The following is a 26642-nucleotide window of genomic DNA, read 5'->3' as shown; positions in this document are numbered from 1 at the left end:
CAATTCGGCTTTGGACTTCATCCTACTTCGCGACCTTCTGCGGCGATCTCGGGAAACTCGGTGCGCTGTTCTTCGGTGGCGCCGCATAGCAGATCTACGGCGCGGTCGGCGGCGTCCTGGAAAGGCTCCAGCACCAGATCGGCACCCGCGCCGAACAACACCTCAGTGTCGCCCGCACTGTGCGAGGCTGCTGCCATCCGGCCCGAGAACCCGGCGGATCGTGCCAGCTGGATGAGGGTCCGGCGGGTATCTTCGTGGCTCAGGCCCGTGGAGTGGATCGGCACCGTTGACACCATCCACTCTGCCCCCCGGAACGGTAACTCTGCGACAAACTCGGGGTCACTGGCATCGCCAAAGTCGGCCTCAAGGCCAAGGTCGCGCCACCGACGGACCGCTTGCGGGTTGAAGTCCACGCCCAGCACCCGGATGCCACGCTTCTTCAGGCGCAGCCCGATTGCGGTGCCGAACCGTCCCAGACCGAAGATGATGACCTTGTAGCCGCTCGTTGCATGCGCGCCCACGTCGGACGGTTCGCGCGGAGTTCCCTTGCGTTCGAAGACGCCAAGCAGCGGTTCGAACACCGTGTAGATCTGGTGTGAGTAGGTGATCATGTAGGTCGAGGCTGCGATGGTCACGAGGCCCACCATGGTGACAAGACCAAGCGCATCGTCGGTCACATGGCCAATCGACACGCCCATGGCAACGAAGATCAACGAGAACTCGCTGATCTGCGCCACGGTCAGCCCGGCCAGAAAACCGGTGCGCTTGCGGTAGCCCATCGCCCCCATGATCGCCAGCACGATCAACGGGTTGCCGATCAGCACGAATATCGAGAACAGGATCGCCCCGGTGACATGCGTGCCCAAGAGCGACAGGTCCAATGTGGCCCCAAGCGCGATGAAGAAGAACAAGAGCAGGAAGTCACGCAAGGGTGCCAGCCGGGCGGCGATGGTCTCGCGGTAGGGGGTCGAGGCCAGCGCCACGCCCGCCATCAGGCCGCCCACCTCCTTTCCCAGACCAACGAAATCGCCGACGGCGGCGAACATTGCGGCGAGGGCAATGGCGAAGATCACCAGAAGTTCGGGCGCGCGGGCCAGCCGTTCCGTCAAGGGATCGGCGGCGTAGCGCACGAACAAGACCACCACCGCCACCAGCGCCAGCCCGGAGGCCAGCACCATCGCCACCGACCCGCCGCCATGCCCGCCCTCTGCGGCGCCGATGCCGATGGCCGACAGCACGATCATCGCCAGCACCACCACAAGGTCCTGCACGATCAGGAACCCCAGCGCGATCTGGCCGTGCAGCGCGTCGATCTCGCGCTTGTCGGACAAAAGCTTGACGATGATGATGGTCGAGGAAAACGTCAGCGCGACTGCGACGTAAAGGCTTGTGATGTGACCAAGCCCTAGCGCCAGACCGATCAGATAGCCGAAAAACGCGGTAAAGACGACCTGCCCCAGCCCGGTCAATACCGAGACCACCCCCAACGACCGGATCAGCTTCACGTCCAGCTTAATGCCGACCAGAAACAGCAGAACCGCAATGCCGAGTTCGGACAGCAGGTCTATCTGCGCGTCCGACCGCACCACATCCAGCGCCGAAGGCCCCGCGATCAGCCCGACAGCAATAAAGCTGACGATCAGCGGTTGCCGCGCCAGCGTGCCGACAAGACCGATCACGGCAGCCATGACAAGAAGCAGGGCCACTTCGGCGAAGGAGGTCAGTACCGGCATCAAGGCTTCCCTTCTGCATCAAGACCGTTCGGTTCATCGCTGTGCTGCCTCGGTGCAGTCTGATGCAGGCGCAGGAATTCGTTCAGATCGACATTGGCAATGCGCCAGCCTTTGCCGATATCGATGGCGCGCAACTGGCCGATTTTGATCCAGTGACGCACGGTCGCCTCGGCCACCTTCAGGCGTTCAGCGACTTCCTTGACGGTTTGATACTGATCAAGCGGCATGGCCTTCTGCTTCCCATACGGTTTTGTAAAGAATAGCGAAGGATTGTCGCGTTTGATTGATCTGCATCAATCCATGTGACCATCCTGAGTGTTTGAATTGCCTTCATCCCAAGGACAGGAGGGCAGACCATGAAAAGGATCATGTTCGCGACCGATTTCTCGGAAAGGTCTGATCGGGCGCTCAGACGTGCGGTCAAGCGCGACAGTCTCTGGCGGCGTTCATCGCACGGCTGGGGATTGAACAGGCAGAAAAGGTCGTCCGGCCTGATGAAACGACCGTCGCCAATGAAATTCTCAAGGCGGCGGAAGAGCCTAAAGCGGACCTGATCGTCGTTGCGAACCAAGGTAAAGGCGCAGTCGCCCGCATGGTTCTGGGCAGCGTGGTCCAGCAGGTCCTGAAAGACGCGAAGTGTGACGTCCTGACCATTCCGCCCGAGGCGGCCTGATTGGCGCTATGCCGTTTGCAAGAATCCCACACTGCAACTGTCAAAGGAGAACACAACTTGCCTGATTGCATTGTCTACATCCCCTTGAACACCTATCCAGAAGCCGCCTCCGACGATGCCATCCGGGGCGCGATCAGCTTTGCAGGCGCGCTCGGATGCAAGGTGCATGTCACGACTTTCGCGGTGCAGTTTCCTCCGGTGCCTTCACCGATCGGGGGGTATCTCATCAACGTGGAGGGCCTGTCACGCGCAGCGGAAGCGCGCAGTCGCGCAGAGTGCGAACGTCTGCAAGCCCTTGTCGAGACGGCTGGCGGTTCCGGCGTCGAGGTTTCCGTCACCCGTCAAGACGTCGTGGTGGGCCAGGTGCCGACAATCGCCGCGGCAGAAGGGCGCTACTTTGATCTGTCGTTGGTGCTTTGGTCGGCAGAGTCTTTTGCAACACAGGAAATGGCACAAGCCATGATCTTTGGGTCTGGGCTTCCCGTGATTCTTGTACCTCCAAACGCCACAGCGGGAACCGTCGACCATATTGCCATCGCTTGGGACGAGAGCCGTGTTGCGGCTCGGGCGCTTCGTGACGCGCTGCAAATCCTGCCGACAGGGGGCAGGATTTCTGTCCTGACAGTGCAAGACGAAAAGACGCTGCGTCGGACCGGCCTTGCGCAGACCCTTGTGTCGTCTCTTGATCTGCGAGGCTATGAGGCAAAAGCTGTCGACCTGACGCTGGACGGAAGAAGCATCGCAGCATCTCTTCAGGATACGGCCCTTGCCGAGGGCGCGCAACTTCTGGCCATGGGCGGCTTCGGCCATTCCCGGATCCGCGACTTCATTCTTGGAGGGGCGACCAAAGGCGTTCTGACCGATCTGAGAATGCCAGTTCTTCTAGCGCACTGATCGCCAACTTTCTTGAGCCCAAAGGGTAAAGAAAAGGCGAATGAGAACACCTCGCGTCGTTTCTGCTACGGACCTGTCAACCCGATCAGATCGTGCCGTCTACAGAGCCATGCGACCGGGCGAAAGTCTTCGCGCACGGTGCCGGATCGTATTTGTAGTCCATGGTGAAATTCCGAAGAACAGGCTGACTGACCGAGACCTTGGTCAGGCCCTTGGTGCGAAAGATAGTCTCGGACATGGTCGTCATCCTGCGCTGCTCTTGTCCGCAAAAGTCCTATCGGGTTCGGTCGGCGGCGGGTTGTTTGCGTCCTGCCCGGCCTTTGACGAAGGGGGTGACGGTGTCATTCGGGCCAAGGCATTCCCGTATCGCTGGCAGGTCGAGGGTTTCATCGGCCTCCAGCCGGGCGACAAGTTGCTCGATCGGGTCGCGGTGCGACTCGATGATCAGCAATGCCTGCGCTTCGGCTGCGTGCAACAGGGAGATCACCGCCTGATCCACCCGCGCAGCCGTCTGGTCCGAAAAACTGCGCGGCTGGGCGATCTGCTGGCCAAGGAACGGGTGATCTTCGCTGTCGCGCAGATCGACCGGGCCGATGTCGGGGTCCATGCCCCAGCGCGCCACCATTGAACGCGCCAGCACCGTGGCGCGGCGGATATCGTCATCGGCCCCCGAACTGACCGAGCCGAGCAGCAACTTTTCCGCCGCCCGCCCGGCCAGAAGCGTGGTCAATTGCACCTGCAAATATGCCTCGGGCAGGGTGTGGCGGTCATGTTCGGGCAGCATGTGGGTGCTGCCAAGGCTGCGCCCGCGCGGAATGATCGTGACCTTGTAGATCGGATCGGCACCGGGGTTGTAGAAGGCCACAGCGGTATGCCCAGCCTCGTGCACGGCAAGGCGATGCTTTTCGTCCGGCTGAATCGCCAGTGTGCGCACCGTGCCCATCATCACCTTGTCGCGCGCCTGATCCAGATCTTCGGGGGTAATGTCTGCCGCCGACCGGCGGGCCGCAGTGATCGCTGCCTCGTTCAAGAGGTTCTTGAGATCTGCCCCGGAAAACCCCGGAGTCCCTGCTGCCACCTGATCCAGATCGACATCATGGCACAGCGGCAGATCCTTGACATGCACATCAAGGATTGCCCGCCGGGCGATCTTGTCGGGCAATTCAAGCGTCACATGCCGGTCGAACCGGCCGGGGCGCAACAATGCAGGGTCCAGCACATCGGGGCGGTTGGTGGCGGCCAGCACCACCACCGCCTCGCGCGGGCTGAATCCGTCAAGCTCGGCAAGGATCTGGTTCAGCGTCTGTTCGCGCTCGTCGTGGCCACCGCCAAGGCCGGTGCCGCGCGTCCGGCCGATGCTGTCCAACTCGTCGATGAAGATGATCGAGGGCGATTGCTTGCGCGCCTCTTCGAACATCTTGCGCACCCGGCCTGCGCCGACGCCCACGAACACCTCGATGAACTCGGACCCGGAAGTGGAGAAGAACGGCACATTTGCTTCGCCTGCCAGCGCGCGGGCGAGCAGCGTCTTGCCGGTGCCGGGCGGGCCCATCAGCAAGACGCCATGCGGCACGGTTGCGCCAACCTTGGAAAACCGGTCCGGATCGCGCAGGAATTCAACCAGTTCCGACACCTCGCGCTTGGCCTCGTCCTGGCCTGCGACATCGGCAAAGGTCACCTTGCGGGTGGGTTTGACAGGTTTGGCCGCCCGTCCGCCCAAGAAATCCCCGATACCCCCCGGAAGGCCGCCACCCATACCGCCGCCCATCCCGCCCATCATTCTACGGCTGAGCCAGAAGTAGAAGCCGATGATCAGAAGCCACGGCAGCAGGGATATCAGAGCCGACGGTGCTCGTGGCTCTTGGGCTGTCACCGTCACACCCATTTCCTCAAGCAGTGGTAACAGGCCGGCATCAGGTTGCTGCGGGGTGATGGCGCGCACCCGGTTGGCACCTGTGGCGGTCGGGCTGTGCAGGGTGGCGACGATGGCTGACGCTTCAAGGGTCGCTTGGCCCACCTGTCCGCCACGGATGAGAGCCTTGATTTCACTATATGAAACCTCGGTTGGTGCCGAAGTCCCCGAGGGCATCTGCGTGGACAGAAACGCAAACCCAACCAGCATGAAAACCACGGGCCACAGCAGCCGTGCCAAAGTCGGCCGTTCTGACGGTTCTGGCGGTGGTACGTGATTTTCCATGTCTCATCCCAATCAAAACTGTGTCAAGGAAAGCCAACCCCCGAAACAGGTGTGCGTGAATGCGCCATTATTGCCTGGGCAGACATCCAGGGCCTTGATGCAGATCAGATCGTGGTCGCGAAAGTTTCGAATGCGCTGCGCACCTGCCGGAGAGCGGCCGGCTATTCGTCTTCATGAAGGGCAGGCAAGGTTGCGATTGCGCCCTTTAACATGATAATATTGCATGAAATTCAGCCGATTGCACTTTGGTCACCAGGGTCATGTAGCTTACCGAAGGACGATCAAGCCATAACCACTCGTTGCGCGACAGAAAACACCAAAGCCTTTGGTGCCTTCATGACCACCAAGTTCCAAACCGACGCAATTCTGGAACTGATTTAGGCTCTTTGAGCCGACCATTTCGAGACCCACCCCCACGAGATTGACTGGGGCCACGTCGGCTTCCTGAACCACTACGCTAGCCTCCTGCATCAGTTCACCGACAGCGCCTTCAAGGAAGGCGAACATGTCGCGTGATCCTGCCCAGCGCTACCACAACGACCTGATGTCGTGCATCACTGCCTTAGTTGCCACGCTCGACCAGTAGACGAACCCGCCATGGCTAAGGAAACTCAGGTCATCGTCCTCGGTCCCGGGGCACAGCGCCCCCAAAACAGCGCCCTGCCGCTGACAAGGGGGGGGGCGGGCCAGCGGCAAAGATCGTGGTGACGACGATGATTGAGCGCGACTGGCTGCAGGGGCCAATGCCAAACCTCGCCGCAATGAGCCGCTCTCGCGCGAGACCGGTGACGGGAATGTCACCACGCTGGTTGCCGCGGACGCGGGGCTGCTGGCTATCGTATCGAACCGGTGGTGGTCAGGACCATAGTGGCGATCTGCGACGGTGCCAAACGCGGGCTGTTCCGCGCTGAACAGGATCGATCACTCGTCTTGCCGCTGCCCGCTCGGTGAAAGGGGTCGTATTTGGCCCAACTTGGTCGCCGGTATTCGTAAAGTAGGCAGTCGCCGCGCTGCATTTTGTCAGCTTTCGCTCTCCGGGCCTGCACCCCAGATCACAGAGCGTTCGTGACGACGGATCACATGTTTGAGGTCATCAAAAGCCGAAATGATGTAGCCAGAAAAACGCTCGACTGCGGGGTTGCGGGCGGCCGTGGTCAATCGCAGAATTCCGAGCGAGCGGTTGGGTTGAGGAATGTCATAGGGGAGCACTACGATCCGATTGTCTTGCCGCTGCGCGAATACCACCGAAAACGGCAGGACTGCCAAGGCATCGGTTTCCGCCAGAACATGAACCACACTCATCAACGATCCGCCGGAATACCGGATGTTCAGGTCTGACATACCAATCGACATCAGGATCATCTGGAGATCGGACATCAGCGGCGATCCGGGCAGCGGGGCGACCCAAGGATAGCGGGTCAGGTCGCCCGCCTCCAATGGACGTTTGCGCATAAGCGGATGCCCCGGACGGCAGGCCACAATATTGCGGCCCGGCAAGATCTCGGTGAACACAAAGCGCGAGCCGAGTTCCAGCGCCCCGATCGGCACGATACCAAGATCGATCTGATGTGCCTCCAGGCCTGCCGCTAATTCGGGCAGGTTCATATAGGCCTGCTGAACGGTAATGCCGGGTTCAAGATTGAGAAACTCGCCAATCATCCGGCTGATCATTGCGTCGATGAAAAATGGCACGCCGCCCACGCGCACCTGTCCGGTTGTGCCGCGCACAAAGCCCTGCACCACATCGGACGCCCGCCGGGATGCGGATATGATCGCCCGCCCCTGCACCGCAAGCTGGCCGCCCAAAGCCGTGGCCTGCAACGGACGACGGCCCTTGATAAACAGGGGCTCGCCCACCCGTGCCTCGAGCATGGCAAGTGAGCGGCTGACGGCGGGCTGAGTCAGGCCCAGCATCGCGGCCCCTTCGGAAACCCCGCCAGCATCAAGGACTGCCGCCAGCTGCATCAGATGTCGTTCATTCAGCTTCATGCCATAGTGCTATACTGTGCGGCGAACAACTCAATCAGATTTCTTCCGGATCACGATATTCCTGTCTCAAGGGGAGGGAGGCCCCGATGGATGGAAGGGCAGCATGGCAGGCTGCGTGCGGGAGAAAACCCGCCACAGGCCAGGAGGGTTTCAGCAGAGCTGGCGGACCGGATGGCCCGCGCAGGCACGTCCCGGCTGCACGAGACGCTGGGTGCCGTCGTTTTGGCCATGCATGACCTGATCGAAAATCTGCGCCTTACCCCCGCCGAACTGCGTGCGGGAATCGAATTTCTGACCGAAGTGGGGCACGTGGCCGACCCCCGCCGTCAGGAATGGGTCCTGTTGGCTGATGTGATGGGTCTGTCTTCGCTGCTCGATGATCTGCAGGCTTTGCGCCCGGCGGGTGCCACGCCCAACACGGTTGCCGGGCCATTCTATCGCGCTGACGCGCCCGATCTGCCGCTTGGCTCCGATATCTCGCGGGACGGCAGGGGAGAGCCACTGTCGGTGGGCGGCAAGATCGCAAGCGTGACCGGTAGGCGGCTATCGGACGCGCTGGTGGAGGTGTGGCACGCCAATGCCGAGGGGAAGTACGAAAATCAGGAACCCGATCTGCAGCCAGAACACAATCTGCGCGGAAGGTTTCGCACCGATGCGCTGGGTCGCTTTGCCTTTCGTTCCGTGATGCCGCGCGGCTACGTTCTGCCCTCTGACGGGCCGGTTGGTCGGCTGATGGAGACGCTCGGTCTGTGCCTTGAACGACCGGCGCACCTGCATTTTCGCGTCTCGGCCAAGGGCCATGAAACGCTGGTTACCCATATCTTTGACCGCGCCGATGATGCCATCGGGCGAGATGCGATTTTTGGCGTGAAACCCGAACTGTTGGCAGAATTCCGTTCTGCAAAAGATCCAGCCGCGGGGCGCATGCTTGACGTAAACCTGGTGCTTTGTCCGCTGAGGCAAAGCAGAATTGAAACGGAGGAAACACCATGAGCCAGATCAGCGGCTTTCACCACCTGACTATGTCGACCGACGGTGCGCAGGAGGATTTTGATTTCTACACCAAAACGCTCGGCCTTCATTCGGTCAAGCGTACGGTGCTGTTTGATGGCACCATCCCGGTGTATCACCTGTATTACGGCTCGCCCTCGGGAGACGCCTCTACAATCATCACCACCTTTCCGTTCCGCAAACCCGGTGTGTATGGTCGACGCGGCACAAACCAGTCGCGCACGATCCTGCAGTCCATTCCCAAGGGTGCGTCACAGTTCTGGGTGGATCGGCTGAACGCGCGCGGTATTGCGGCAGAAAAGATCACCCGCTTCGGCGCTGACCGGGTGGCCTTTGCACATCCCTGCGGGATTCCGCACGAATTGGTGGAAAGCGATGGCGATCCGCGTACGCCGATCACCAACACTGTGCAGGGCATCGGGGCCGAACATGGGATCAAGGGAATTTATGGCGCGGTTGTCGCCTGCTTTGACCGCACCGCGATGGACGATTTCATGACGATCGCCCTGCCGTTGACCAAAGAAGCCGATAGCCACGAAGGGATTGTCTATCGCGTTCCGGATGCGAATGGCGTGGTACAGCGCCTTGAGGTGATCGAAGATCGTGACAGCCCGGCCGGTACATGGACCTTGTCGGGGGGCACGATCCACCATCTGGCGCTGAACACCGGGGATGAGGACAGCCAGATGAAGCTGCGAGCCCATATCGAGGGCTTGGGGTTCACCGACATCTCGGAACAGAAGGACCGCAACTACTTCAAGTCCTGCTATGTCCGCAGTCCGGGTGGTGCGTTGTTCGAGCTTGCGTGGACCACGCCCGAAGGCTGGGCCAAAGATGAACCCCCCGGTCAGATCGGCAAGACGCTGGTGTTTCCGCCATGGTTCAAGGACCGCGAGGCGGAACTGCGCGAAGGCCTGGAAGCGGCAGAATTCGTCTGATGATGGGGGGCGCGCTCTGGATGGGGGCGACGGATGGGGCAAGGGCGGTCTGCGTTCTTGTCCACGGCCGGGGCCAGTCGCCTGAAGAGATGCAGGCCCATGTTCTTGCGCGACTTGATACGCAGAATGTGTGTTTTGTGATGCCCCGGGCTCAGGGCGGGGCTTGGTATGCCGCCCGCGCGACAGATGCGCTGACCGAGGACACCCGAAGTGCACTGTCTGCCGCGCGGCATCAACTGCAGGCCGATATCGTTGCGGCGCGGGCCGCCTGTCCGGGGCTTCCACTGGTGCTGGCCGGGTTCTCGCAAGGAGCGTGCCTTGCGCTGGAATATGTGTTTTCCGGGCACCCCGCGCCCGACGCACTGGTGGGCTTTACCGGCTGTCGCGTGGGTCAGCGCGGCGACGCACGCCCGCAGGCCTTGCCACCCGACCTGCCGGTTTATCTGACCGGATCGGATGCCGATCCGTGGATTCCGGTGGCAGCCTTTGCCGATGCGGTGCTCGATTTGGGGCAGGGCCGGGCGCGACTGCGCGCAGAACTTTTCCCGGGACGTGCGCACGAGGTCTGCGATGCCGAGGTCAGCATGCTGGGAACCATTCTGACCGATCTGATCCGCACCAAGACAAACAAGATGGCGGCCTTGCAGTAGGGCCGTCTGTCGTCACATCTGCGGTCGGTACAAGCACGGCCGCGCAACTCAAAGGGAGAAAAAGATGATCACCAGACGCTCATTCCTGCGTACCGCTTCTGCCACCGGCCTGACACTTTCAGCATCAGCTCTGGCCGCACCGGCGATTGCTCAGGGTGCCAAGATCAAACTGGGGTTTGTCTCGCCCCAGACAGGCCCGCTGGCCGGGTTTGCCGAAAGCGACGCCTTCAACATCGAGGCATTTCTCGCCTCTGAGATCGGCCGAGAGTTCGAGGTGATCGTCAAGGACAGCCAGTCCAATCCCAACCGTGCGGCAGAGGTGACCAAGGAGCTGATCCTGAACGACGAGGTAAACCTGATGCTGGCCGCATCGACCCCGGAAAACACCAATCCGGTTGCCGGCGTGTGCGAGGGCGAGGGGATCCCCTGCATCACCACCGTTGCGCCCTGGCAGCCGTGGTTCATCGGCCAGCAGGGCAACCCGCGCGATCCGGCAAGCTGGAAGCCGTTTGACTATGCTTTCCACTACTTCTGGGGCATGGAAGATGTGATCAGGGTCTATACGGCCATGTGGAATCAGTTGGAAACCAACAAGAGCGTTGGTGGCCTGTTCCCCAACGATGCCGATGGCAATGCCTGGGGCGACAATGACAATGGGCTGCGCCCTGGTTTGGCTGCGGCTGGTTTTGATCTGACCAACCCCGGAAGCTTTCAGAACTTGACCGATGATTTTTCTGCGCAAATCAACGCGTTCAAGGCGGCAAACACGGATATTATTACCGGTGTGCTGATCCCGCCCGATTTCACCACATTCTGGAACCAGCTGCGTCAGCAAGGCGTCAGCCCAAAGGTGGTAACGGTGGCAAAGGCTCTGTTGTTCCCGCAATCGGTGGAAACATTGGGGGCCGCCGGGCACAACCTCTCGTCCGAAGTATGGTGGACGCCGTCGCACCCGTTTGCATCGTCGATCACCGGGCAAAGCTCTGCTGATCTGGCGGCGGCCTTTACCGAGAAAACAGGCCGCCCATGGACGCAGCCGATCGGCTTTGTCCATTCCCTGTTCGAGGTTGCGGCAAATGTGATGGGACGTGCGAGCGACCCGACCGATGGCGATGGCGTGGCAGAAGCGGTGGCCGCCACCGATCTGGACACGATCGTGGGCAAGGTGGCGTGGAATGGCGCGGGCGTGCCGGAGTTTGCTGCGCGCAACGTGTGCAAAACCCCGTTGACCGGTGGCCAGTGGCGAATGAAGGACGGCGGCGGCTATGATCTGGTCATCGTCGAAAACGGCGGTGCGACCGAAATCCCGACCGGCGGCACCATGGAAGCGTTGTCCTGATGCAAGCAGCGGCGGAGCCAAGCCTTGGCCCGCCGCTATTTCTGCCCAACCTTTTCCCGGTATGCCAATTGGGCCCGACTGATCCCCAACAGCCGCGCCGCTGCCGAAAGATTGCCGTTGGCCTGCAGTTGCGCCAAGGCACGGATGCGGGCTTCGTGTGCGGGCAAGGAAAAGGAACCTGCTGTCATCTGCGCCGCGATCTGCGCCTCAAGCTCATTTGACTCACCCAGCAGTTTTGGCCGGGGCGCCACACGCTGACAGGCGCGTGCGACCAAGGTGGCCGTTATGGGCGCTCCTTCTGGCGTATCCACCAAAATCGCCGTCAGAATGGCCTCCAACCCCTCGACGCCGTGGAGGGGGGGCTGATCACCAAGTTGGTCGAGTGCACCCGGAGCAACCACCGGTGGATCAAGACCCAACTGTGCCGCCAGGCGTGGCAAGCGTAATTCTGCCAGGTGCGGCAGATCCGCCAGGCGGTCAGCCAGTCCGGGCAGTTCTGTCGAAAGTGGTGCGAGCCTCGCCCAGAGCGAGGGCAGAACACCCCCAGCGGCCAGATGTGACAGAGGAAGTGCCGATGTGACCACCAGCCGGGACCACGTCTGCGGTTCCTGAATGCTCAGCGCGGACGCAAGTTCTTCCTGTGCGGGGGCGGGCATCGCCTCGATGCGGTCAAGAACCAGTGCGGGAGGGAAATCCCTGCGGCGCGGTTTGCGCTGCTGGGCCAATGCTGCACGCAAGGTCTCGACACCAGTGTTGGCCCCCGTCAGCCGCAGCGCTCCATCAGCGCGACCCGACAGCCGCAGCAGATGTGCAGTTGCGACCTCTTGCCCGCAACTGCCTGCCCCGGCGATCAGACAGGGCAAAGGCAACAGCGCCGCCTTTTCAAGCCAGCGCAGCACAGGGGCCAAAATCGGCATATCCGCCGCATCGGGCACCTGACCGGCCTGCGGCTTGCGCCGGGGGGCCTCTGGTATCCGAGGCAGTATTCGGTTGCGGAACAAGATGACATCCGGGTCATCCTCGCCCCAGCCTGTCGCCAACCTGCCTTGAACGCGGCAACAGCGATGCCCCTGAGCGACACATTGGGTTTCCTTGTAGATGACAGGCACCCCAAAGAAAAAACTGGCGTATCCAGACGCATAACCCAGTTGCTGCCAGCACACTGGGCGGTCCGACTGTCGGGGCTGGTCTGGCCCATCTTCGGCCTCTACCGAGTTATGCCAGAGGAACTCTGCAGAAAACCGGCCTCGCGCAAAATCGAAATCATTGTGGATGGTTTCGACCCGGACGATGCCGCTAAACATATGCAGGCGTGTGCCGGCAGAGAAAGCATCGCCCCGGTCCAATGCAGGCCAGGATTGCGCGACAAAACCCGCATCATGCTGCCCCATCCGAAACCCGCGTCGCAGCATCAGTATCCGCGCCTCATCCTCGCCAAGCAAAAGCACAAGTTCGCGTCGCAGAACGCGGTCTGCCTCTGCAAGTTGCAGGGTGACCCGCTCGCCGTTCAGGTGGAGCGCGCCGGTCAGCGCATCAAACGCCAGACCGCCCAGCAGTTCGCGCACCGTGGGGCGGCCTCCGCGATCCAGTAATCCAGGAGAGTCGATTGTACGTTTCAGGGGAAGCAGCGGAGACTTCATGCCGTCAACTCTTTGCAGTTATTCTTAAATAAGCAAAGAAATTTAATCATTTGATGAATCAAATTTTGCCACAGACTAGAGGTTACTGGTCAATTTTGATTTTATCATTATTTATCAGTATTTTACACTTATGCTGAAATGATATATTAACCGCTGACTTCCGCATTTGACTTGTAGGTCGGTTCACATGTTCACTGAAGGTATTGGTTCCGCTTTCTGGGAGGTGGGTGGGATCTTTCCGCAAATGCTTTTGGGAAGACCCGGCGCGATCGGGTCCCTTTGAGTGCCTTTGGGCTCAACTGCGGGTGGATTGCAGGCACACTGTCCGGAGGGGGATCAGATGGCAGCACTTGAGACAATGTTCGATGTCCGCGGCAAATCGACAATCATAACCGGAGGGGCCAGCGGCATTGGTAAGGCCTACGCCGAAATCATGGCCCAACAGGGTGCGAGAGTCTGCATCTTTGACATCGACGCCACTGGACTGGATCAGGCCGTCGCCGAAATGGTTGCGCAGGGATGGGATGTCTGGGGCCAGATCGTTGATGTCGGTGATCGACCGGGCATGGCTGCCGCCTTTGATACGGTGGCCGTGCGCCACGGGTGTATCGACACGGTGTTTGCCAATGCGGGCATCGACCCGGGGCCAGGGTTCAATACTCCGACTGGTGAGCGCAACCCTGACGGGGCCATCGAAAACATTCCGGACGAACAATGGGACCGTGGTATCGAGATAAACCTGACGTCAGTTTATGTGACGATAAAGAACGCCGTGCGGCACATGAAACCCGCTGGCAAGGGCGAGATCATAGTGACCTCATCCATCGCCGCGCTCATCAATGAAAGCATCGTCGGCACCAGCTATATGCCTGCGAAAGCGGCCGTGAACCAGTTTGTGCGCCACATGGCGATGGAGCTGGGGGCGTATGGGATACGGGTCAACGCCATTTTGCCGGGGCCGTTCATTACCAATATCGCGGGTGGGCGGCTGCGCAACAAAGCCGACCGCGCGGCGTTTGAGTCGCAATCACTGATCGGGCGGATCGGAGATGTCGATGACATCAAGGGTCTGGCGCTGCTGCTGGCCTCGCCTGCGGGGGCATATTTCACCGGATCGCTGATTGTGATCGACGGTGGTTCATTAATACGGATGACGTGAGTTCATCGCCTTGCGGCCTGTGAGGAGGAAGCAGGTCGTATGGTCAACAAGAGGGAGGAAACAACGATGACCTATTACAATACACTGGTCAAATCGGGGATCAGTCGCCGGTCTGTGCTTCGGGGCATGGGTGCCGGCATTGCTGCTTCGACACTTGCAACGCCAACCTATCTGCGCGCCCAGACGGCGGGTAAGGTCAAGATGGCCTATATCAGCCCGGCGACCGGTCCACTTGGTCTTTTCGGTGAAACCGACGGCTATACCGTGCAAAAGATCCGCGACGCGCTGGGCGGCACTTTTCAGGCTGCCAATGGCAGTACCTATGAGCTGGAAATCCTGGAGCGCGACAGCCAGTCGAACCCCAACAAGGCCGCCGAACTGGCCGGTGACTTGATCCTGAACGAAGAGGTGCATCTGATGGTGCCCGCCTCCACCACCGACACCATCCTGCCGGTGATGGAGCAGGCGGAGTTGTATGAGGCCCCCTGCATTTCATCCGGGGCCCCGTGGCAGGCGGTAATCATGCCGCGGGGGGGTGGTGACTTTGACTGGACCTATCACTTTTTCTGGGGTCTGGACGAGGCGCTGAACACCTTTGTCGGCCTGTGGGACGGTTTGGAAACCAACAAAAAGGTCGGCATGCTGTTCCCGCAGAACATCGACGGCGAGACCTGGGGCAACAACGACTATGGCCTGCCGGTGCCCACGCGCGCTGCAGGATACGAAGTCACAATTCCCGGCTATTTCCAGCCGCGCACGAACGACTTTTCCGCTCAGATTGCCGCGTTCAAGCAGGCCGGAGTCGATATTATTGGTGGCATCACCTATCCGGATGATCTGAAAACCTTTGTCACGCAGTGCAACCAGCAGGGCTTCAAGCCACGCGCCGTGACCGTGGCGGCGGCGCTTCTGTTCCCCGGCGGGGTGGAGGCGATGGGAGAGCTTGGCAACGGGATGTCGAGCGAAGTCTGGTGGACGCCTGCCTTTCCGTTCAACTCGACCATCACCGGGCAGAACAGTGCCGCATTGGCAAGTCAATGGGAGGCCGACCAGAAGCGCCAATGGACACAGCCGTTGGGCTATTCTCACGCGCTGCTGGAGGTGGCGATCGACATCCTCAAGCGTTCCACAGACCCGATGGACCGCGAAGCCAACCGCGAGGCAATGGCGGCGACCGATATCACCACGGTTTGCGGCCCGGTAAAATTCGGCGGCACCCCGCACAAGAACATCTGCACCATGCCGATCTTTGGCGGGCAGTGGGTAAAGGGCGAAAGCTGGCCCTATGATCTGAAGATCGTCGACAATTCGGTAAACCAACTGTTCGAACCCGAACAGGCCATTGTGCCGATCGTCTGGTGAGCCTGCAATCGGAGGGGCGGGAATGAGCCAGAACGCATTTTTGCAGGCCAGAGACGTGTCGAAAAGTTTCGGCGCGGTTCGGGTGCTGCACGAGGTCAGCTTCGATGTGTATCGGGGCGAGGTGCTGGGAATTCTTGGCCCCAACGGTGCAGGCAAGACGACTCTGTTCAATATGATCAGTGGCGATATCAAACCCTCAGGCGGGGAAATCCGCCTCGGGGGCACGGCGCTTGGTGGCGAACCGCCCTTCAAGCGCTGCCGCATGGGCATCGGGCGGACCTATCAGATCCCCCGGCCTTATTCGGGCATGACGACCTTTGAAAACCTGCTGGTCGCAGCAGCCTTTGGCGGCGGACGGTCCGAGCGGGACGCCTATGCGTTTTGTGCGCAGGTCCTGACCGAATGTGAGTTGGCCAGCAAAGCCAACACCCCCTCGGGCAGTCTGACCTTGCTGGATCGCAAGCGTCTGGAACTGGCGCGGGCGCTGGCGTCAGATCCAAAGCTCTTGTTGCTGGATGAGATTGCGGGCGGACTGACGGAAGAGGAGTCGCAGTCACTGGTCGCGCTGGTGCGGCGCATCCGCGACCGCGGCGTAACAATCGTGTGGATCGAACACGTGCTGCACGCGCTGATGGCGGTGGCTGATCGGCTGCTGGTGCTGAACTTTGGGGAAAAGATCGCTGAAGGCCTGCCGCAGGAGGTAATCGCCAATCCAGAGGTCAAGCGAGTCTATATGGGGGTTGAGGCATGACGGTGCTTTCCACCCATGGTCTTGTTGCCCGATACGGTGACTTTCAGGCGCTGTATGGCGTTGATATCGACGTGGCCGAAGGCGAGGCTGTGGCGCTGATTGGCGCGAACGGCGCGGGGAAATCCACCTTTTTGCGCTCCATCATGGGATTGATGGCGGTGAAGCCCGAAATGGTGCGGCTGGACGGCCAGCCCATCGGAGGGACCCCAACCGATCGCATGGTTCAGAAAGGCGTGGCCATCGTGCCCGAAGGCCGTCGCCTGTTTACCGGCATGTCGGTGGATGACAACCTGCGCGTGGCAATGGATCAGGCCGACAGGCTTGGGCGAACGGGAGGCTGGTCGCTGGAGCGGCTGCACCGCCTGTTCCCGATCCTGAAGGAAAAAGCCCGGACCGAGGTGCAGAACCTGTCGGGTGGACAGCAACAGATGGTGTCGATCGGCCGCGCGCTGCTGAGCCAGCCGCGCGTGCTGTTGTGTGACGAGATCAGCCTGGGTCTGGCACCCAAGGTGATCCGCGAAATATACGCGGCCTTACCCGAGATCAGGGCCCAAGGCACTGCCATCATCGTGGTGGAGCAAGATGTCGGCCTCGCGCAATCCGCCTCGGACCGGATTTTCTGTCTGTTGGAGGGGCGCGTGACCCTGACCGGAGCCTCGTCAGCCATTACTCGAGAACAGATCGCCGGGGCGTATTTCGGAGGCTCTCATGCAGTGGTTTGACGCGCTGATCCAGGGTATTTTGCTTGGCGGCATGTATGCGCAATATGCCCTTGGCATGGCCTTGATGTTCGGTGTGATGCGGATCGTGAATGTCAGCCATGGCGATCTGGTAATTCTTTTGTCGTTGATCGGGATTTCGCTGGCCTCCAACTTTGGCTGGGGTCCGTTCACGGTGATGGTCGCGCTTGTGCCGTTGGCAATTGCGCTGGGGTGGCTGCTGCAAAAGGTCGTGCTGAACAAGGTGGTAGGCGACGATCCGTTGCCGTCGCTGATCGCGACCTTTGGCCTGTCGATTGCGCTGCAAAACATGATGTTGCAGATCTGGTCGGCCAACAGCCGATCATTGCCGGGGGGCGGCATCGAAAGTCAATCGATCCAGATCGGCGGCATCTATGTCGGTCTGTTGCCGGTGCTGGTGCTGACCTTTGCCACCGCCCTGACCTGGGGCCTCGACCTTGTGCTGAAGCGCACCCGCTTTGGCCGGTCACTGCGCGCAGCCTCGGCCGATGTGGAGGCCGCGTCGATGAGTGGTATCAACGCCCGCGCCGTCTATGCCTCGGCCACCGCCATTGCCGTCGGTATCCTCGGCTTTGCCGCCGTATTTCAGTCGCTGCGCTCAACTGTGGCTCCGGCCGACGGTGGCGCGCAGCTGATCTACGCCTTTGAGGCGGTGATCATCGGCGGCATGGGCTCGGTCTGGGGGGCGTTCATCGGGTCCATGGTGCTGGGCGTCTCGCAGGCCATCGGCTTTCGCATTGACCCCGGTTTTGGTGTGCTGGCCGGTCACCTTGTCTTTCTGCTCGTGCTGGCCATCCGCCCGCAGGGACTGTTTGGAAAGGTCTGAGATATGACAACTGTTGCCCTTTCCCCAGCACTGCCGCGCGTGACTGTTCGCAGACAGACACCTGGCGGGCGTGTCGCCATGGTGCTCTTCTTGTTGGCGGTGGTTGCTCTGGCCGCGATGCCGTGGTGGGCAAAGACCGGAACGATCCGCATGGTTCTTGAACTTTGCTGTTATATTGCGGTCGCCCAGATGTGGAACATGTTGGCGGGCTATGCCGGTTTGGTGTCGGTGGGCCAGCAAGCCTTTATGGGGGCTGCGGGGTATGCGCTGTTCGTGCTGGCGCAGACCTTTGGTGTGAACCCGTTTCTGGCAATTTTCATCGCTTTGCTGGTTCCCGCCTTTCTGGCTGTGCCCTGCTACATGCTGCTGCACCGGCTGGACGGGCCTTACTTCGCCATCGGCACCTGGGTGGTGGCAGAGGTGTTCCGGCTGGTGGCGTCGAACATGGGCTTTCTGAACGCCGGCGCGGGTATGTCGCTGAATGTGATGAAGGAATACTCGCTGTTCGAGCGCAATGTCGCCATGTCGCTGCTGTGCGCGCTTCTGATCTTGTTGACCATAGGGGGGAGCTACTGGTTCTTGCGTTCGCGGTATGGCCTTGCCTTGATCGCCATGCGTGACAACCCTGTGGCAGCCGCCAGTCAAGGTGTGAATGTGCGGCGATTGCGCTTCATGATCTATGTTGCGGCGGCCGTGGGCTGCGGATTGGCGGGCGCGGTTTACGCGATGGCGCAGCTTCGGATCAACCCGCCTTCGGCTTTTGATCCGATGTGGGCGAATGTGGCGATCTTCATCGTGATGGTCGGCGGTATCGCTTCGATCGAGGGAGTGCTGATCGGCTCGCTGATCTATTTCATCGCCGACCGCTGGTTCGGCCAGTATGGCGCCAGCTATTTCGTGGTGCTGGGGGTGATGACCGTGTTTGTCGCGCTTTATGCACGGGGCGGCATCTGGGGCGCGGTGTCAAAGCGGTGGGATGTGCACTGGTTCCCGATCCGTCGCCACCTGGTCTACACACCGGAGGAAAAGCCATGAAAGCAGCCTTTTTTGACGCGGTCGCCACCCCGCTGCGGATTGGTGTGCAGCCCGACCCAGCACCTGGCCCCGATGAGGTGGTGCTGCGTGTTGCCGGCTGCGGCATCTGCGGTAGCGATCTGCATATCACCGAAGATCCTGCCCCCTTTGGAATTGGTGCGGGTTTTGTGCTTGGTCATGAGATCGCAGGTGAGGTGGTGGCCGTCGGGGCAGAGGTTCACGAATTCACGCCCGGTGATGGCGTGGCTGTGGTGCCGATGCGAGGCTGCGGGCGCTGCGCGCGCTGTCTGGCCGGTGATCCGGCGCGTTGCGCGCAGATGGTACTGATCGGTGGCGGCTATGCCGAATTCGTCACCGTTGCAGCGCGGCAGTGCCATAAGCTGCCGCCTGCCGTCGCGCTTGCAGATGGTGCTTTGGCCGAACCGCTTGCGGTGGCTTTACACTGCGTGGTGCGCGCAGGGGTAAAGCCCGGCGACCGGGTTGCGATTCTTGGTGCCGGACCTATCGGCCTGCTGGTCGCCTTTTGGGCGCGACGGATGGGGGCCTTGCATGTGGTGATGGCCGATCTTCACACCCATCAGCGCGCGCGCGCGCTGGCACTTGGGGCCACCGATTTTGCGCTGTCAGGCGACAGATTGGCCGAGAACATCGCTGATCTGTGCGGGGGGCCGCCCGATATCGTGTTTGAATGTGTCGGCAAGCGCGGCCTTTTGCAAGCAGCGGTCCAGGCGGTGCGGTTGCAAGGCAAGGTGGTGGGCGTCGGCCTGTGCGTCGGCGGCGATGAATGGGACCCGTTCATCGCGCTGACCAAAGAGATCGACTTGATTTTTGCGGTGTTTTTTCACCAGCGCAACGAATTCGGCGTGGCGCTGGATGCGCTTGCGGGCGGTCTGCCGCAGCAGATCGTCACCGATCGGATCGGTCTGACACAAGTGCCCCAGGTGTTTGAAAGCCTGCGGCGGCGCACCACACAATGCAAAGTGCTGATCCAGCCAGAGCTGTCCTGAGGAGAAACCAAGATGTCCGTGACGTTCGAGACTTTGGAATACGACGTTGGCGCGGTCCATGCCGTGGTTAAAGCGATTGGCGCGGGAAAACCCGTGCTGTTCTTGCATGGTGCGGCCACGCTGGAAGGGTTTGACTTCGCCGCGGGGTTGGCCGACCGCTTTCGCGTGCTGCTTCCCAGCCATCCCGGCATGGGGTTTTCCGGTCCGGACCCGCATGCGGCGGGTATGGCGGATATGCTGGTGCATTACCTGAACCTGCTTGATGCGCTGGACCTGTCTGAAAAGCCGCACCTTATGGGCTTTTCAATGGGTGGCTGGATTGCCACCGAGCTGGCCGCGATCGCGCGCGAAAGATTTGACCGTGTCGTGTTGGTTGCGCCTGCCGGATTGAACGATCCGGCGCATCCGGCCACACCGCTGGGCGATATCGTCCCGCAGGATTTCCCGGCGTATCTGGCGCATGATCCTGCCGTTGCACTGCCCTATTTTCCCGACGGATCAGACCCTGCCTTTGCCGAGGCCTTTGGCGCAGACCGCGCCCGTGAGGGCGAGGCGGTGGGCCGGCTTTGCGCCCCCTTTGGCATGGGGCACCCGAACCTGCGCCGCATGTTGGCGCGCATCACCAACCCCACATTGCTGGTCTGGGGCGATGAGGACCGCCTGCTGCCCGCAAGCCAGGCCCCGCTTTGGGTTGAGGCACTGCCCGACGCGACGCTGCTGAGCGTTCCGGGCGCGGGCCATCTCGTTTTGCAGGAAAAGCCCGCCGCACTGACCCAGATCGGCGATTTTCTTGCCGCCTGAAACCGATTGTCCGAGGAGGAGACAGCCATGAACAAACCGATAAAGCATAGCTATTGGGGCAATACCGTCGATCATAGCGACCTGCTGGCGCGGATCGCTGAAATCGGCCCGAAACTGGAGGCCAACGCCGCCGCCGATGAAGCTGCGGGCGAGTTGACTCCCGAAAGTTTTGAACTGCTGCGCCCGCTGCGTTTGTCGCATCTGCTGGCGACCGAAGCTCTGGGCGGCGCGCAAATGCGGCCGACCGAAGTTCTGAAACTGCTTGAGGCGGTCACCTGGTGGTCGGGATCGGCTGGCTGGGTGTCGATGGTGCACTGCTGCATCGGCGCGATGTCGGCGGCCTTCCTGCCCGACAGCGCTGTGGAGCGCCTGTTCGCTCCGGGCACAGAAAACCGCTTTTCGGGGCAGGGCGCGCCACTGGGCATGTTGAAGAAAGTCGATGGCGGTTACAGCCTGACTGGCAAATGGAGTTATGGCTCAGGCTTTTCCCATGCAACTTGGTCGCATTCGGCCTGTTTCGTCGATGATGGCACCGGCAAACCTGCCAAGGATGAAACCGGCAATGTCATCATCATGTGTGCTCATGCGCCGGTCCCGGAACACAAGCAGCTGGGCAACTGGGATGTGCTTGGATTGAAAGGCACCGGGTCGATCGACTACGGCGCCGAGGATGTGTTCATTGCGGAGGATTTGGTGTTCCCGATCCTGACCGCGCCGCCGCAGCGGCTTAAGGAACTGTTCAGTCTGGGGATCGTCGGGCTGGCGGCCATAGGCCATACCGGCTGGGCCATGGGCGCGGGGCGGCGGATGCTGGATGAGATCGCAACATTTGCCCGGTCGAAATCTGGCCGCGCCGGGCTTTTGGGCGAAAGCGAAAAATTCTGGCATGATTACGGCCGCGCCGAAGCCAGTTACCGTGCCGCCCGCGCCTTTGTGATGGAAGTCTGGAGTGACATCGAGGCGACAGCCGAGGCAGGCAAGCAGATGACCACCCGTCAGATCAGTCTTGTCCATTTGGCCAAGGCACAGATCCACGAGACCGGGGTAGAGGTGTGCACCTTCGCCTATCGTGCCTCGGGCGGGGCGGGGCTGCGCGCCGGGGTGATCCAGCGTACGTTCCGCGACATGATGGTGGCGGCGAACCACTTCACGATCGCGCCGTCGATCGTGACCTCGGCGGGTCGTGAAGTGGGCGGGCAATGGACTGACCGCAGCTGGCAGTTCTACGACCTGATCGAGAAAAAATAAGCCAAGGCCCACTGGCCGGCTTGGTCCGGCCGGCCGGGATACAGGAGATCTGCCGATGACCGCGCCTGCGCTGTCCCACGCCTTTCGCGAGGCCTTTCGATGTCATCCGGCCGGGGTCGCGGTCATTACCGCCGACCCCGGCAATGGCCCTGTGGCGATGACGGTGTCATCGCTGATCTCGGTCAGCGCAGACCCGCCCACGGTCGCCTTTTCGCTTTCGGCCCGGTCGGGCTCTGCCACATCGGTGATGGCGGCGAGCGGCCTGATCATTCACCTGCTGCGCTACGCGGATCTTGACCTGGCGCTTTTGGGGGCTGCGCCGGGGGCCGACCGCTTCGGCACGGCCGCTCCCTGGGAACGTCTGTCCAGCGGCGAGCCGCGCTACACAGCCGTGGCCACATGGTTTCGCGCACAAATCACTGGCACGCTTCCGGTGGCGGGCGCCACCGTTGTCACCGCCGAGTTGCTTGACGGGGTCTGTGGGACGCCACTGGGTGCGCCGGAACTGGAATCGCTGATTTACATGGACCGGCGCTGGCACCGCTTGCGCGAAACGCCAGACGGGGCTGCAAGCCTGACGCTGATGGATACAGAGTACCGCGATGTCTTTCGCTGACTCACCCGCCGATTTTGGCTGTTATGATGTGGTGATCGTCGGGGCCGGGTCCTCGGGCTGTGTCCTTGCAAACCGGCTGTCAGCAGACCCGCGCCGTCGCGTGTTGCTCATCGAGGCCGGGGGCAGTGACAATCACCCGTGGGTTCATATCCCCGTTGGCTATTTGTTTGCAATCGGGCATCCCCAACTGGACTGGGGCTTTCGCACTCAACCCGTGCCGGGGCTGAACGGGCGCAGTCTGATTTACCCGCGCGGCAAGGTGCTGGGCGGCTGTTCGTCGATTAACGGCATGATCTACATGCGAGGTCAGAAGCAGGATTATGACCTGTGGCGCGATCTGGGCAATCCGGGCTGGGGCTGGGCCGATGTCTTGCCGCTGTTCCGACGCTCGGAACGGCACTTCGGGGCTGCGGACGACCACCATAGCACGAGCGGCGAATTGCGGGTAGAGGAACAGCGGTTGCACTGGCCGATTCTGGATGAGGTGGCACGGGCGGCGCAGGACATGGGGATCGCCGCCACCAGCGATTTCAACGCGGGCGACAATGAAGGCGTTGGGTATTTTCCGGTAAATCAGCGGCGTGGCTTGCGCTGGAATGCGCGCAAGGCGTTTCTGGACCCGTCGCGCGGCCGTTCCAACCTGCGCATCATCACCGGGGCGCAAGTACAGTGCCTGACATTTGACGGGCGGCGGGTGACCGGTGCCGTTTTCCGCGACCGAAGCGGCCTGCATCATGCCCGCGCCGGGCAAGAGGTGGTGCTGTCGGCCGGTGCCATAGGCACGCCGCACATTCTGGAACTGTCCGGAATTGGCCGCCCCGAAGTTCTGAGTGCAATCGGTGTTCCCGTCCGCCATGCGCTGCCCGGGGTGGGGGAGAACCTTCAAGATCACCTGCAACTTCGCACGGTCTTTGCGATCACCGGTGCCCGCACTTTGAATGACCGGGCGCGCAGTCTGTGGGGCAAGGCCGGGATCGCGTTGCAATATGCATTGACTCAATCGGGGCCGATGGCGATGGCCCCAAGCCAACTGGGTATCTTTACCCGCTCGGGGCCAGAACATGACCGGGCAAACATCGAATATCACGTACAGCCGCTGTCGCTGGACGCGTTTGGGCAGCCGCTGCACCGCACGCCCGCGCTGACGGTTTCGGTGTGCAACCTGCGCCCGACCTCGACAGGTTCATGCCATGCGGTCAGTGCAGACTCATTTGCTGCACCGGCCATTCAGCCGAACTATCTGGCCACGGAGGCAGACCGCAAGGTCGCCGCCGACAGTATTCGTCATGCCCGCCGGCTTATGGCTCAGCCCCATCTGGCCCGCTTTTCCCCGACCGAGCTGAAACCGGGGCCTGGCGATGCGGATGATGAAAGCCTTGCGCGGCTTGCGGCACAAATCGGCACCACGATCTTTCACCCGGTGGGCACGGCGCGGATGGGCAATGACCCCCTTGCAGTCACCGATGCTGGGTTGCGGGTTCATGGTCTGGCAGGGCTGCGGATCGCCGATTGCTCGATCATGCCACGCCTTGTGAGCGGGAACACCCATGCGCCCGCTGTGATGATTGGAGAGAAAGCGGCAGAGTTGATCATGGCGACGGGCTAATCGCCTGCCCAAGCGGCGGGTTCATACCGAAGTGTGATATTGATGCGCAGCCATCCGATCAAATCAGCCAGATCCTCCGACTAACCTGCCGACAGGGAAGACCCGCCGAAAAAGCGGGGGAGAGAGGTCCGTATGGCGATCCTGTCATTGCAGGGCGTGTCGAAAAACTTTGGCGCGCTGAAAGTGACTGACGATGTAAGTTTCGACCTTGCCCCCGGCGAGGCGCTTGGGATCATTGGTCCGAATGGCGCCGGAAAATCGACGCTTTTCAATCTGATCACTGGCAATCTGCGGCCTGATGCCGGGCAGGTTTTGCTCGATGGCCGCGATATCACGCTTGAAACTCCGATGCAGCGCTGCGCCAGCGGTGTTGGGCGGTCATTCCAGATCCCGCAGCCGTTTGATCATCTGACGGTATATGAAAACCTGCTGGTTGCGGCCCGGTTCGGTGGCGGGCTTGCGGCGTCCGAGGCACCTTTGGCCTGCATGGACATCTTGCACCGGACCGGACTGTCGGCTCTGTCGGATCGCAAAGCCGGGGCGTTGCCGCTGCTGCACCGCAAGCGGCTGGAACTGTCGCGCGCGTTGGCGACCCGCCCACGCGTGATCCTGCTGGATGAGATTGCAGGCGGGCTAACCGATGGCGAATGCGTCGATCTGGTCGCCACCATTCGCTCCTTGCACGCAGAGGGCACGGCGATCATCTGGATCGAGCATGTCTTGCACGCACTGACATCGGTTGTGACCCGCCTGATCGCACTGAACTTTGGCCGGGTCCTGATGACGGGCACCCCGGACGAGGTGATGGCCGCGCCGCAGGTCCAAGAGATTTATCTGGGGATCGAGGCATGACCGGACTGCTGGAAATTCAGGGCCTGACCGCGCATTACGGCGACTTCAAGGCGCTGTTCGGTGTGGATCTGATTCTGGAAGAAGGGCAGACGCTGGCGATCATCGGGGCCAATGGAGCTGGCAAGACCACTTTAATGCGTGCCATCACCGGCATCGCCCGTGTCAGTGGTGGTAGCATCCGGCTAAAGGGCCGCGATCTTGCGCAACTTTCTGCGCCCGACATCCTGACGGCCGGTATCGCAATGGTGCCCGAAGGCCGCCGCCTGTTCCCCAGCCTGACCGTCGAAGAGAATTTGCAGATTGGTGCGCATGCGCGTACGGGCAACCGGTTCTGGACGCTGGACCGCATCTTCACCCTGTTTCCCATCTTGCGTGAACGGCGCAGCCAACCCGGCACCGCGCTGTCGGGTGGCCAACAACAGATGGTGGCGATTGGCAGGGCGCTGATGTCTAACCCAACCGTTTTGCTGTGTGACGAGCTGAGCCTTGGCCTTGCCCCGGTGGTAATTCGCGAGATTTATGCTGCCTTTCCCACCATCCGCGATAGCGGGGCGGCGATTATCGTGGTGGAGCAGGACATCAGCCAGGCGCTCAAGGTGGCCGATCACGTGCATTGTATGATGGAGGGACGGATCACCTTGTCGGGTCGCCCGCAGGAGTTGAGCCGCGGGGCGATCCATGACGCCTATTTTGGAGTGAAGCACGCATGATGTTGCTGGATACATTGGTGCAGGGCGTGATGCTGGGCGGGCTTTATGCGCTGTTCGCCGCTGGGCTGAGCCTGGTCTTTGGCATCATGCGACTGGTCAATCTGGCGCATGGCGACCTGATTGTGGTGGGCGCCTATCTGATCCTCGGGATCGGCACCTCCATTGGTATCAATGCCTTTCTGGCTGCGGCAATTGCCCTGCCGATCATGTTTGCCTTTGGCTGGCTATTGCAGACCGCGCTTTTGAACCGGGTGCTGGGCGATGACATTCTGCCGCCCCTTCTGGTCACCTTTGGCCTGTCGGTGGTGATCCAAAACGTGCTTTTGCAGACCTACAGCGCCGATAGCCGGAAATTGCCCGTGGGTCCGATCGAGTCTGCGTCCTTGCCACTGGGTCCGGTCACGGTCGGGGTGATGCCGCTGATCACCTTTGGGTCGGCAATTGTGGTCATATTGGCACTGAACTGGTTGTTCTATCACACCGCATTGGGCCGGGCGTTTCGGGCCACGTCGGATGATCCGGTGACCGCGCAGCTGATGGGGATCCGTCCGCGCCGAGTTTTCGCCATCGCCACGGGCATTGCGCTGGTCGTGGCCACGATCGCCGCGCTCTATCTTGGTGCGCGGGCAAACTTTGACCCGTCGATTGGTCCGGCGCGGCTGCTCTACGCATTTGAGGCGGTCATCATCGGAGGTCTTGGCAGCCTGTGGGGCACTTTGGCGGGCGGCATGGTGATCGGTGTGGCGCAAGCCGTCGGCGCGTCAGTGAACCCAGAATGGCAGATCCTTGCCGGGCATATCGCCTTTGTCGCGGTCCTGCTGGTGCGGCCGCGCGGCTTGTTTCCGCGCGCAAATGACTGAGGGGC

At 61.3% G+C, this 26642-nt stretch carries 27 protein-coding genes; 20 read left to right on the top strand and 7 right to left on the bottom strand.

Going from position 1 to position 26642, the window contains the following annotated elements:
- Positions 1 to 17: 17 nt before the first annotated feature.
- Positions 18 to 1733: a cation:proton antiporter gene (locus EEB11_RS12715; protein ID WP_135431939.1), complete on the bottom strand. Its 1716-nt coding sequence runs from the start codon at positions 1731 to 1733 to the stop codon at positions 18 to 20.
- A complete protein-coding gene (locus EEB11_RS12710) occupies positions 1733 to 1960 on the bottom strand; it encodes a helix-turn-helix domain-containing protein (RefSeq protein WP_135431937.1) in 228 nt (75 codons plus the stop codon). Before EEB11_RS12710 ends, EEB11_RS12715 begins: the two co-directional genes overlap by 1 nt.
- A 209-nt stretch (positions 1961 to 2169) precedes the next feature.
- On the opposite strand from EEB11_RS12710, the gene EEB11_RS20320 reads away from it, so the two are divergent.
- Positions 2170 to 2406 carry a universal stress protein gene (locus EEB11_RS20320; RefSeq protein ID WP_135432139.1) on the top strand — a complete coding sequence of 79 codons (237 nt, stop codon included), beginning with the start codon at positions 2170 to 2172 and terminating at the stop codon, positions 2404 to 2406.
- Positions 2407 to 2421: 15 nt separating this feature from the next.
- A complete protein-coding gene (locus tag EEB11_RS12700) occupies positions 2422 to 3300 on the top strand; it encodes a universal stress protein (protein ID WP_135431935.1) in 879 nt (292 codons plus the stop codon).
- Between the two features lie 85 nt (positions 3301 to 3385).
- On the opposite strand, the gene EEB11_RS19575 is transcribed toward EEB11_RS12700, so the two are convergent.
- The 4 genes from EEB11_RS19575 to EEB11_RS12685 all read right to left on the bottom strand — a co-directional run bounded on the left by EEB11_RS19575 (position 3386) and on the right by EEB11_RS12685 (position 7486).
- On the bottom strand, positions 3386 to 3538 hold the full coding sequence (locus EEB11_RS19575; protein ID WP_167852735.1) for a hypothetical protein: 153 nt from the start codon (positions 3536 to 3538) through the stop codon (positions 3386 to 3388).
- A 36-nt stretch (positions 3539 to 3574) separates the two neighbouring features.
- The gene (ftsH, locus tag EEB11_RS12695) at positions 3575 to 5497 is read right to left on the bottom strand and encodes an ATP-dependent zinc metalloprotease FtsH (protein ID WP_354002098.1); all 1923 of its coding nucleotides are present in this window, start codon (positions 5495 to 5497) and stop codon (positions 3575 to 3577) included.
- A 267-nt stretch (positions 5498 to 5764) separates the two neighbouring features.
- Complete coding sequence (locus tag EEB11_RS20455) at positions 5765 to 6004, bottom strand: hypothetical protein (protein WP_167852734.1); 240 nt, start codon at positions 6002 to 6004, stop codon at positions 5765 to 5767.
- A 513-nt stretch (positions 6005 to 6517) separates the two neighbouring features.
- A complete protein-coding gene (locus tag EEB11_RS12685; protein WP_135431933.1) occupies positions 6518 to 7486 on the bottom strand; it encodes a LysR family transcriptional regulator in 969 nt (322 codons plus the stop codon).
- Positions 7487 to 7576: 90 nt separating this feature from the next.
- Here EEB11_RS12685 and EEB11_RS12680 point away from each other — a divergent pair, with 90 nt between their 5' ends.
- From EEB11_RS12680 to EEB11_RS12665, 4 genes are all read left to right on the top strand, one after another.
- The gene (locus tag EEB11_RS12680) at positions 7577 to 8479 is read left to right on the top strand and encodes a dioxygenase family protein (RefSeq protein ID WP_135431931.1); all 903 of its coding nucleotides are present in this window, start codon (positions 7577 to 7579) and stop codon (positions 8477 to 8479) included.
- Positions 8476 to 9435: a VOC family protein gene (locus EEB11_RS12675; RefSeq protein ID WP_135431929.1), complete on the top strand. Its 960-nt coding sequence runs from the start codon at positions 8476 to 8478 to the stop codon at positions 9433 to 9435. Before EEB11_RS12680 ends, EEB11_RS12675 begins: the two co-directional genes overlap by 4 nt.
- Positions 9375 to 10085 (top strand): alpha/beta hydrolase, encoded by a 711-nt coding sequence (locus EEB11_RS12670; protein ID WP_354002097.1) that lies wholly within the window; start codon positions 9375 to 9377, stop codon positions 10083 to 10085. The genes EEB11_RS12675 and EEB11_RS12670 overlap by 61 nt, the downstream gene beginning before the upstream one ends.
- A gap of 64 nt (positions 10086 to 10149) precedes the next feature.
- Positions 10150 to 11424: an ABC transporter substrate-binding protein gene (locus EEB11_RS12665; RefSeq protein ID WP_135431925.1), complete on the top strand. Its 1275-nt coding sequence runs from the start codon at positions 10150 to 10152 to the stop codon at positions 11422 to 11424.
- Positions 11425 to 11459: 35 nt separating this feature from the next.
- Here the strand turns inward: EEB11_RS12665 and EEB11_RS12660 are convergent, their stop codons facing one another.
- On the bottom strand, positions 11460 to 13064 hold the full coding sequence (locus EEB11_RS12660) for a XylR N-terminal domain-containing protein (protein WP_135431923.1): 1605 nt from the start codon (positions 13062 to 13064) through the stop codon (positions 11460 to 11462).
- Between the two features lie 340 nt (positions 13065 to 13404).
- Between EEB11_RS12660 and EEB11_RS12655 the strand changes: the two genes are divergently transcribed.
- The 14 genes from EEB11_RS12655 (at position 13405) to EEB11_RS12590 (ending at position 26637) form a co-directional block, all read left to right on the top strand.
- Positions 13405 to 14223 (top strand): SDR family NAD(P)-dependent oxidoreductase, encoded by an 819-nt coding sequence (locus EEB11_RS12655; RefSeq protein ID WP_135431921.1) that lies wholly within the window; start codon positions 13405 to 13407, stop codon positions 14221 to 14223.
- Positions 14224 to 14289: 66 nt separating this feature from the next.
- A complete protein-coding gene (locus tag EEB11_RS12650; RefSeq protein WP_135431919.1) occupies positions 14290 to 15585 on the top strand; it encodes an ABC transporter substrate-binding protein in 1296 nt (431 codons plus the stop codon).
- A 22-nt stretch (positions 15586 to 15607) separates the two neighbouring features.
- Positions 15608 to 16336: an ABC transporter ATP-binding protein gene (locus tag EEB11_RS12645; RefSeq protein ID WP_135431917.1), complete on the top strand. Its 729-nt coding sequence runs from the start codon at positions 15608 to 15610 to the stop codon at positions 16334 to 16336.
- Positions 16333 to 17058, top strand: a complete 726-nt coding sequence (locus tag EEB11_RS12640; protein ID WP_135431915.1) for an ABC transporter ATP-binding protein — start codon at positions 16333 to 16335, stop codon at positions 17056 to 17058. Before EEB11_RS12645 ends, EEB11_RS12640 begins: the two co-directional genes overlap by 4 nt.
- Complete coding sequence (locus tag EEB11_RS12635) at positions 17045 to 17902, top strand: branched-chain amino acid ABC transporter permease (RefSeq protein ID WP_135431913.1); 858 nt, start codon at positions 17045 to 17047, stop codon at positions 17900 to 17902. The genes EEB11_RS12640 and EEB11_RS12635 overlap by 14 nt, the downstream gene beginning before the upstream one ends.
- A 78-nt stretch (positions 17903 to 17980) precedes the next feature.
- The gene (locus EEB11_RS12630) at positions 17981 to 18937 is read left to right on the top strand and encodes a branched-chain amino acid ABC transporter permease (RefSeq protein WP_245298894.1); all 957 of its coding nucleotides are present in this window, start codon (positions 17981 to 17983) and stop codon (positions 18935 to 18937) included.
- Positions 18934 to 19944: a zinc-dependent alcohol dehydrogenase gene (locus tag EEB11_RS12625; protein ID WP_135431909.1), complete on the top strand. Its 1011-nt coding sequence runs from the start codon at positions 18934 to 18936 to the stop codon at positions 19942 to 19944. The genes EEB11_RS12630 and EEB11_RS12625 overlap by 4 nt, the downstream gene beginning before the upstream one ends.
- Before the next feature lie 12 nt (positions 19945 to 19956).
- Positions 19957 to 20745, top strand: coding sequence for an alpha/beta fold hydrolase (locus EEB11_RS12620; protein ID WP_135431907.1), 789 nt, complete (start codon positions 19957 to 19959; stop codon positions 20743 to 20745).
- Positions 20746 to 20772: 27 nt separating this feature from the next.
- Positions 20773 to 21993 (top strand): acyl-CoA dehydrogenase family protein, encoded by a 1221-nt coding sequence (locus EEB11_RS12615; RefSeq protein ID WP_135431905.1) that lies wholly within the window; start codon positions 20773 to 20775, stop codon positions 21991 to 21993.
- A 55-nt stretch (positions 21994 to 22048) separates the two neighbouring features.
- On the top strand, positions 22049 to 22609 hold the full coding sequence (locus EEB11_RS12610; protein ID WP_135431902.1) for a flavin reductase family protein: 561 nt from the start codon (positions 22049 to 22051) through the stop codon (positions 22607 to 22609).
- Complete coding sequence (locus EEB11_RS12605; RefSeq protein WP_135431900.1) at positions 22596 to 24215, top strand: GMC family oxidoreductase; 1620 nt, start codon at positions 22596 to 22598, stop codon at positions 24213 to 24215. Before EEB11_RS12610 ends, EEB11_RS12605 begins: the two co-directional genes overlap by 14 nt.
- Before the next feature lie 132 nt (positions 24216 to 24347).
- Positions 24348 to 25067 carry an ABC transporter ATP-binding protein gene (locus EEB11_RS12600; protein WP_135431898.1) on the top strand — a complete coding sequence of 240 codons (720 nt, stop codon included), beginning with the start codon at positions 24348 to 24350 and terminating at the stop codon, positions 25065 to 25067.
- A complete protein-coding gene (locus EEB11_RS12595) occupies positions 25064 to 25777 on the top strand; it encodes an ABC transporter ATP-binding protein (protein WP_135431896.1) in 714 nt (237 codons plus the stop codon). The genes EEB11_RS12600 and EEB11_RS12595 overlap by 4 nt, the downstream gene beginning before the upstream one ends.
- Positions 25774 to 26637, top strand: coding sequence for a branched-chain amino acid ABC transporter permease (locus EEB11_RS12590; RefSeq protein WP_135431894.1), 864 nt, complete (start codon positions 25774 to 25776; stop codon positions 26635 to 26637). Before EEB11_RS12595 ends, EEB11_RS12590 begins: the two co-directional genes overlap by 4 nt.
- Positions 26638 to 26642: the final 5 nt, after the last annotated feature.

It is taken from the genome of Pseudotabrizicola sediminis (assembly GCF_004745575.1).
GTDB classification, from domain to species: Bacteria; Pseudomonadota; Alphaproteobacteria; order Rhodobacterales; family Rhodobacteraceae; genus Pseudotabrizicola; species Pseudotabrizicola sediminis.
The sequence above is the reverse complement of the archived record's forward strand: the minus strand, read 5'-3'. Positions and strand labels throughout refer to the sequence as shown.